Here is a 7986-nt window from a genome sequence, read left to right as displayed (position 1 = left end):
CTGAACAGGGGACGTCCCAGCCGGTGTATGCCTACCGGAACCAACTCGTCGCTGCCATACCTGGTGAGGTCGCGCCGGAGCAGGTCGAGGTATGCAAACCGCGTGTCGTGATCAGTCACGGCCAAAACTGCCCCTTACTCCGCATGCCGGTGGTCTCGCAATGACCTTAAACGTCAATTTCAGTCGTTAAAGCGTTTTGCAGTGTATCCGTCTCCTGCGGGTCAACGATTTCCCTCTGCCTCGGCCCCGGGGACGCAACCCCCCGAGCGAGCGAATTCCTCTAACAGGTCGACGGCGCGACCTCACCAGGTATGGCAGCGACGAGTTGGTTCCGGTAGGCATACACCGGCTGGGACGTCCCCTGTTCAGCACTCGCAACCTGATGCTGGTGCGCAAGCGTCCGTTCAACAAGCGAGCGCGTGATCTGGGCCTGGATTGGCCGGCGGACGCCTTGACGATGATTGGCATGCAGCGACTGACCAGTTTGCAGCACTGCGTTGAGACCATTTTGGAAGAAGACGTTCCGGGCGATCTAGTCGAGTGCGGTGTATGGCGCGGAGGGGCGTCAATCTTGATGCGCGCCGTGTTGGCCGCTTACGGAGACGAGAAGCGGTCCGTGTGGCTGTGCGATTCCTTCGCGGGCGTGCCACCCCCGGACACCGTCAATTACAAGGCGGACAAGGGGATTAGGCTGCACCGGCACGCGCGCATCCTGGGTGTGCCGGAAGCACAGGTCAGGGCGAACTTCGAGCGCTACGGGCTGCTCGATGACCGGGTTCATTTCGTTTCGGGTTGGTTCAAAGACACCCTGCAGGACGCCCCGATTGATGACATCGCCGTGCTGCGGCTTGACGGCGACCTTTATGAATCGACGATTCAAGCACTCGATGCGCTCTACCCGCGGTTGTCACCTGGGGGCTTTTGCATCGTTGATGACTACCACGCGATCAACGCGTGTGCGCAAGCCGTGACTGACTACCGCGCCCGGCACGGCGTGACCGCGGAGATCGTGGAGATCGACGGCACCGGCGTGCTGTGGCGCAAGCCCTGAAAGATCGCTGAACTCACGGTGCACGACCAGGTTTGCCCTCGGGCGGAGGATGGGCGAAACACGATCACGGCGAACCCGTCCCGTTGCCTGCGGACGCCGTACGCGCCGATGTTATGGTTGCCGCCGTGGCAACAGGGCTGACAGCCGGCACCCGCCTCAGGATGTGGTGGGTGCGCAGTGAATACTGGCTCGCACGTACTCTTTTGCCCGACGTGTATGCCAATGACGCGTTGATCACCTTCAACAACTTTCACGGTTTTCTCGATGATCCCGAGTTCCAGCGCGCCTACCGGCGAGGTGCCCGATCGCTCGGCAATGAGGATTGGTATCAGTGGCAATGGCGCGTACATGTGGGGCTGTGGGCGGCGGCCAGCGCCAGCCAGCTCGAGGGCGATTTCGTCGAGTGCGGGGTCAGTTACGGGTTTTTGAGCAGCGCCATCATGGAGTACCTCGATTGGGATCGGTTGGGCAAGACGTTCTACCTGCTGGACACTTTCGCCGGAATCGACCCGCGGTTTGTCACCGACAACGAACGCGAGGCCGGTGCGCTGGAGCTGAGCGAGGGGCATCTGCGCAACGGGATGTACGCCAACGGAGTCGACAGTGTGCGCGCCAATTTCGCGCAATGGCATAACCACCGCATCATTGTGGGCGCGGTTCCGGAAACCCTCGAGCAGGTCGATGCGCCGTCGGTGGCTTACCTGCATATCGACATGAACTGCGCTCCACCCGAAGTCGCTGCGCTGCGCTTCTTTTGGCCGCGCCTGACACCCGGTGCGTTCGTGTTGCTGGACGACTATGCGAACCGGGGCCGCGACGAGCAACGCAGAGCCATGGATGAGGTGGCGGGCGAACTGGGCGTGAAAATCTGCTCATTGCCCACCGGTCAGGGCCTACTTATCAAGCCGGCGCGTTGAGGCTCGGCGCCAGGCAAGCGAGATAGGCCTTCGCGCAACGGTTTCAGTGACCTGCACCCGCTCGGGGTGTGCCCGAAATCTGGCCCGGGCTCAAAGCGGCCGCCAGCCGCGTGAGTTCGATGCCCGCCGGTCGGCGGTAAACGTGCGGCGGCCTTCAGACTAGATGTACTTCCCGCGGCGCGTACAGGATCCACCGTCCACCGCTGTCGTGAAACAGATGCTCCTTCGCCATGATCTCGTCAGCATGGTTCCAGGCGAACAGCAATGCGTAGTCCGGGTAGGAGTTGGAGAACGCTTCGGGCGGGCACACCGGAATTCCCGACCCCGGTGTAAGACGCCCCTGTTTCTCCGGCGTCGAATCACACACGACAGGAACAAGATCCGAGCCGATGCCGCAGTAGTTCATAACCGTGGCGCTCCTCGACGTGGCGCCGTATCCGACGACGCGTTTGCCGTCGGAACGTAAGTCGCGGAGAAGACGGACAAGCTCGATGCGAATGCGCTCGATACCGGCGGCGAACCGGACGAACGTTGCCTCCTGGACAAATCCTTCGGCTTGCTCCTGGTCCAAGAAGTCAGCAATGTTTGCGCTTGTGTCCCTGGCGCCCTTGCGGGCGATCGTGTAGCGAATGGAACCCCCATGCAGAGGAAAGTGTTGGACATCGATCAGCGAAAAGCCGAAAAGAGCTGCCATCGCCTGCACCGAACGGACCGAAAATAAATAGATGTGTTCGTCGTAGATCTGATCGAAGTAGACGTTCTTCAGGATGTCACCGACGTAGCGATCCTCGATCACAAACAATCCATCCTGCGCGAGCAGCGAGTCGATCCCACGGAAAATCGAGTCGAGATACGAGATGTGGCTGATCGTGTTTGCTGAGTAGATGATGTCGGCTGGTCCGTGCTCGTCGCGGATTTCGGCGGCCGTGGACTCGTTGAAGAAATCCGTGCGTACGCTGAGACCTTGCGCACGGGCCACCTCGGCCGCGTCGGCGGCTGGATCCACCCCGAGGTGTCGTATTCCGGCGTTGCTAAGAGCCTTGAGCATGACACCGTCATTGCTGCCGATCTCAACGACGAACCCCTGATCCGGGCATGCCTCCACGAGGTGACGGGCGACGTCCTCGCCATGCCTGCGGATCAGTGAGGAACCAGACGCGCGGTATGGATAATCCGCGCGGTACATTTCGTTTGCTGGGACCTGATTGATCTGCTGCACCATGGTGCAAGACGCACAGATTCCGACCTCAAGTTGGTAGAACGGGATCTTGGCCGTTTCGCTAGGTGCGACAAAGGCATTGGAGACGGGTTGGCGGCCAAGATCGAGCACTTTACGAAGAGCGCCACCGCACAGGTTGCAGCTGCCATCGGTCAAAACGGCCGCCTATCTCGTAAATTGGTGTCATAACGAGCCTAGACCTACTTGACAGCGTTTCCCAGGTTTCTGAGATTTCACCGGGACTCACCGCTGCGGTAATAAGCAATTGGCGATGCCGGCAAACCCCCTCCTAGTTGAATGCTTTCCGACGTACGGCGTCTTCTAGAAGATCGGCGGTGTTTGTAACGCTTTCTGGGGCTTTGCTCATCCGGGCTGCGAGTTCGCGGGCCCGCATGGCGTATTCGTGGTTGAGGATCTGGCGCAGATCAGTGACCAGCGATTCTTCGGTGGTGGCCGAGACGCGCCGGGCGGTGCCCACCTTGAGTCGTTTGACCTGGGCTGCCCAGTATGGCTGATCACCGGTGCTCCAGAGGATCAGTGTGGGGATTCCGGCGCGCAGGCTTGCGGCCGTGGTGCCCGCGCCGCCGTGGTGTACCACCGCGCGGCATGCCGGAAAGACCGACGCGTAGTTTGCCGCACCCACCGACTTGACGCTGTCGTAATGTGGGACACCGCTGAAGTCCGTCCCGCCGAAGCAAACCAACGCTCGCTCGCCCAACCGCGCACAGGCCGCGCCGATCATTTCGACAGTGTCGGTTGGAGATTCGACCGGAATGCTGCCGGAGACGAAACAAACCGGCGGTGTTCCTGCCGCAATCCATGACGCGAGCTGGTCATCGTCGGTTGTGTTCAATTCCAGCGTCAGCGCGCCGACAAATGGGCGCTGCTTGCCCCATTTCGCCCATTCGGCCGCCAGCCCGGGGAACACTACCTCGTCATAGGCCTGGATTTCGAGCGATCCCCGTTGGGCCATCCGTTGCTGGGACCGACGTGTCGCCTTCGGTAAGCCGAGTTCGCGGCGCTGCGCGTCTTCAGCCTTTTTGGTTGCGCGCCAAAACAGCACCTCGATCGCCGCCATGGTCGACCGAGTCAATGGCGATGGGACCCTCGGGACAAGCTCACCGTTAGCCCGCATGGGGTAGTGGTGCAGCGCGGCCAGCGGAATGTCGTAATACTCCGCGACGTTGGCGGCGGCCTGCTCGAAATTCAGGCCGGTAGAGAGCAGGTCAGCTTCGTCCGCCAACGATTTCAGCGTCGTGCTCGCATCAGCCCAGTAGCGGATAATTGGCTCCCAGACTTTGAATATCGACCTGATTGGATTGCGGAAGACATCGGTCCACATATTCCGAAGGAATTCCTCGTCGAGGAAGTCCTGCAGCTTGGGGCCATAAGGAACGGCAGCAAGACCGATCGATTCGACGAAGCTCACCAGCTCCGGAGAGACAGCCAGGCGAACTTCATGCCCTCTGCGCAGCAGTTCGCGGCCAACGGCGGCGGACGGCTCGATATCGCCGCGAGTTCCGTAGCTCGCCAGGGCAAATTTCATCACGGATCCTAGCCTTGCAGTTGTGGTGCACCGGCGGCGTCAAGGGTACGGAAGAATCCAAAGCCTACTTTTTGGGTCATGGTGGTGGTGGTACTCCGTCAATTAGCCAGCAGCTTTACGCGGATTCACGAGTTTCCGGAAGGTCGTAATTGGCTCGGCGTCTCGCCAGAGGGCCCTCGTGATAAGCGGTCGGGCGATTCTGGATGCGCCTTCTAGCCCGTCTAACTAGTGTCTTGAGAACTTGAAGTCGATCCCATATATACAGTAAGCCAGTTGAATGATAAGCAACCCGGAGTCTCGCCTCCAGGCTGTCTAGGTCAAAGTTCGCTAGGACAGTCGCGGGATGAGTAAGGGGAGAGGTGAGCTCTTCGGCAGTCAACGCGGAGTAAACCCTGTCCCACTTAGTGTGGGTGTGAGTGGCATCCGCAGCGAAGCCGACATTGTGGACCAGGTTTCGGGCAGGAGTTGCGCAAAGACCCGAGTTTGCCCATATGCTGTAGACCCACCGCCAAGCCCACGTATCAACCTTATCGCGATAAACCATTTCAAGAATGGCTTCCCAATAATAGCGCTCGGTCATCTTCGAAAAGTACTGGTCGAAAAGCTTTCTATCTCTGATCGCCGGCCATTGGGTCATATTCATATCGTATTTTTCCCAGGCTCGTCGCCAAGTGGCCCAACCCCAATAGTGTGGATATCTTGAAAAGTAATAGCTATCCGCCGTTTCGGCGTGGCCAAACAGATGGTTGTTGCCGGAAATCATCATGACTCGCTCGTCTTCCTCGTAGCGATCAAGGAGTTCGGCGCAGTACGGGAAGAACGAGGGGGAGGGCACGCAGTCGTCCTCAAGGATTATCGCCCTATCGACTTGTTCGAAGGCCCAGGTTATTCCTGACGAGATGCGGTCGCGGATGCCCATGTTAGCTTCAGCAAAATTCCTGTGGACGTCGCACTCCCAGTCCACTTCATCGATGATCGCCCGCGTTGCTTCGCATTTCTCAGCCTCTTCGGGACGATTCGCGCGCGGACCGTCGGCAATCACGAAGAGCTTCTGCGGTCTTGCGGCTCTGATCGATTCAAAGGCCTGGCGGGCGGTGTCTGGGCGGTTGAAGATCATGAAGATTACAGGGGATGTCGTTGTCACAGTCCCATCCTTAAGGCCAGTTCAAGAGAGTCGGTTGCGTAATGGCACCTCAATGTGCCACGCAGAATACTCCGAAGTAATAGTTTCGGCTCAGGCTGGAACTCGTTTTCCCCGATCACTTGATGCAGTCTACCACTATGGACATTGGCTAAAAGGCGAAGACGCAACGGTAATCTGGAACCGATAGGCGTGAAGAGTCCACCTTTCTTAAGGACTCTGTATATCTCGGATATTGTAGCGGGAAGCCTCTCAAGCTCTATATGCTCAAAAACATCCTCGGACTGGTAGTTATCGACAGACTCGTCTGGGATGGGAAGCGGCTTGGCAACGTCATGGCGTATATGCCACTTGTCTTTTTTTCGAAGTGATAAACCTACCATTTTACTGCTGCGATATTCGGGCATGCCAGGAATGTCACCCGCATAGAGTTTGACGAAATTAAGTGACGATAGGTCGCTGAACTTCATGATCTCTTCCGTGCGCTGCGGTCAAGGGCATCGTAATGATAGTGGTGGACCAGCCTTGGCGGATTGGATTGGGTCGAGGCCTCGACTAAGCATTGCGCCTACGAGCCTCGCCGCACAGCGGAACGGGCCCGAGACGCGACGGGCGGGCCCGGCAGAAACAGAGGCGTTGGTGCCATGCTTGGCGGGGTCGTTGGCGAATGCTCGCATCTACTTTTACCTGCCTAGATCCTGCCCATGCCGTAATACTCGAAGCCCTCATCCCGCATGCGCTGCGGGTCGTAGATGTTTCGCCCGTCGAATACGACGGAGCGGCGCATGGCCGATTTGACGCGCTGCCACGACGGCCGATGAAACTGTTTCCACTCCGTGAGGAGAAGCAGCGCGTCGGCGTCCTCGAGAGCGTCGTACATGCCGCCGACATACTCGATCGACTCCCCGAGCGCCTGTTTCGCCTGTTGGGTTCCTTCGGGATCGAAGGCGCGCACCAGCGCCCCCAACTCGATCAAACTTTTAGCGATGACGAGGGAGGGAGCCTCGCGAACGTCATCGGTCCGTGGCTTGAAACTGAGTCCCCAAAGCGCGATCCGCAGACCTTGCAGATTTTTCGTGGGGGATTCGCCCCCGAAACGGGAGATGACCTTGGACACGAGGGCCGTCTTCTGTCGGTTATTGACCTGCTCGACCGCGCGCAGCAGAGGCATGTCCGACCCCAGACCGTCGCCGGTGTGTAAAAGGGCCTGAACATCTTTCGGCAAGCAAGAACCACCGTAGCCGATCCCGGGGAATAGGAAGTCATAGCCAATGCGCTTGTCGGCCCCGATCGCCTCCCGCACTGCGGAGATATCGGCGCCGGCCTTCTCGCACAAGTTTGAGATCTCATTGATGAAGGAAATCTTGGTCGCGAGGAAGGAGTTGGCCGCGTATTTTGCCATCTCGGCGCTCCTGATATCTATGACGATAAGGGGGTGGAAAGTGCGCAGGAACGGCTCGTAGAGCTCTCGCATGATATCGAGGGCGCGCTCGGAGTCAGTCCCGATCACCACGCGGTCGGGCTGCATAAAGTCGGCAATTGCCTTGCCTTGCTTGAGGAATTCGGGGTTGGACACCACATCGAACTCGTGCTTGGCCTTCTTGCTGATGATCGCTCGAACTTCGTCGGCAGTGCCGACGGGCACGGTCGACTTGTTGACAACGACCTTATAGCGGTCCATATAGGTCCCGATATCCTTCGCCGCGGAGTAGACGTGGGTGAGGTCAGCCGCACCGCTCTCGCCCCTGGGCGTGGGGACGGCGATGAAGATCACATCCCCGTGCTCGATTCCACGACTCAGGTCGCTCGTGAAGTCGATGAGCCCGTTCTCGCGGCTCCCTTCGATCAGCTCAGCCAGGCGAGGCTCAAAGATCGGGACGCTCCCCGCGAGCAGAAGGTCGATCTTGGCCTGGTCGATATCGACGCAGACGACGTCGTTGCCGCTGTCCGCGAGGCAGGCGCCGGTGACTAGGCCGACGTAGCCCGATCCGATTACCGAAATCTTCAAGATGATTCCCTTCACGTCCCGATCGGTCGCCGCCCATATTGCCGTAACCGCGCACGGCGCATGCGCGATTTCCATATCGCGTTAGTCAACAACCAGCGCGGTTC

Annotated in this window: 7 protein-coding genes and 1 pseudogene; 2 read left to right on the top strand and 6 right to left on the bottom strand. The window is 59.2% G+C overall.

The features are described from left to right. A pseudogene (locus A5625_RS29025) lies at positions 1-125 on the bottom strand (macrocin O-methyltransferase); the annotation flags it as partial. Positions 126-274: 149 nt separating this feature from the next. Between A5625_RS29025 and A5625_RS09115 the strand changes: the two are divergent. After that, positions 275-1051, top strand: a complete 777-nt coding sequence (locus A5625_RS09115) for a TylF/MycF/NovP-related O-methyltransferase (RefSeq protein ID WP_066991829.1) — start codon at positions 275-277, stop codon at positions 1049-1051. Between the two features lie 113 nt (positions 1052-1164). Next, positions 1165-1968, top strand: coding sequence for a class I SAM-dependent methyltransferase (locus A5625_RS09110; RefSeq protein ID WP_197516029.1), 804 nt, complete (start codon positions 1165-1167; stop codon positions 1966-1968). Between the two features lie 154 nt (positions 1969-2122). Here A5625_RS09110 and A5625_RS09105 read toward each other — a convergent pair whose 3' ends face one another. The 5 genes from A5625_RS09105 to A5625_RS09090 form a co-directional block, all read right to left on the bottom strand. Further along, positions 2123-3343 carry a class I SAM-dependent methyltransferase gene (locus A5625_RS09105; RefSeq protein ID WP_066991815.1) on the bottom strand — a complete coding sequence of 407 codons (1221 nt, stop codon included), beginning with the start codon at positions 3341-3343 and terminating at the stop codon, positions 2123-2125. Positions 3344-3476: 133 nt separating this feature from the next. After that, positions 3477-4733, bottom strand: a complete 1257-nt coding sequence (locus A5625_RS09100; protein ID WP_066991812.1) for a glycosyltransferase — start codon at positions 4731-4733, stop codon at positions 3477-3479. A 115-nt stretch (positions 4734-4848) separates the two neighbouring features. Continuing rightward, a complete protein-coding gene (locus A5625_RS09095; protein ID WP_232003553.1) occupies positions 4849-5877 on the bottom strand; it encodes a methyltransferase type 11 in 1029 nt (342 codons plus the stop codon). Continuing rightward, positions 5874-6344: a class I SAM-dependent methyltransferase gene (locus A5625_RS28240; RefSeq protein ID WP_082984335.1), complete on the bottom strand. Its 471-nt coding sequence runs from the start codon at positions 6342-6344 to the stop codon at positions 5874-5876. The genes A5625_RS09095 and A5625_RS28240 overlap by 4 nt, the downstream gene beginning before the upstream one ends. Before the next feature lie 221 nt (positions 6345-6565). Next, a complete protein-coding gene (locus A5625_RS09090; protein ID WP_197516028.1) occupies positions 6566-7957 on the bottom strand; it encodes a UDP-glucose/GDP-mannose dehydrogenase family protein in 1392 nt (463 codons plus the stop codon). Positions 7958-7986: the final 29 nt, after the last annotated feature.

Origin of the sequence: Mycobacterium sp. 1465703.0 (genome assembly GCF_001672975.1) — a bacterium.
GTDB lineage: Bacteria > Actinomycetota > Actinomycetes > Mycobacteriales > Mycobacteriaceae > Mycobacterium.
Note: the sequence above shows the minus strand (reverse complement) of the source record. Positions and strands in the feature narration are given on the sequence as shown.

Coding starts and splice junctions, on each gene's coding strand:
- A5625_RS09090 (WP_197516028.1), bottom strand. CDS start 7,957: ATGGAAATCGCGCATGCGCCGTGCGCGGTTACGGCAATATGGGCGGCG.
- A5625_RS09100 (WP_066991812.1), bottom strand. CDS start 4,733: ATGAAATTTGCCCTGGCGAGCTACGGAACTCGCGGCGATATCGAGCCG.
- A5625_RS09110 (WP_197516029.1), top strand. CDS start 1,165: ATGGTTGCCGCCGTGGCAACAGGGCTGACAGCCGGCACCCGCCTCAGG.
- A5625_RS28240 (WP_082984335.1), bottom strand. CDS start 6,344: ATGAAGTTCAGCGACCTATCGTCACTTAATTTCGTCAAACTCTATGCG.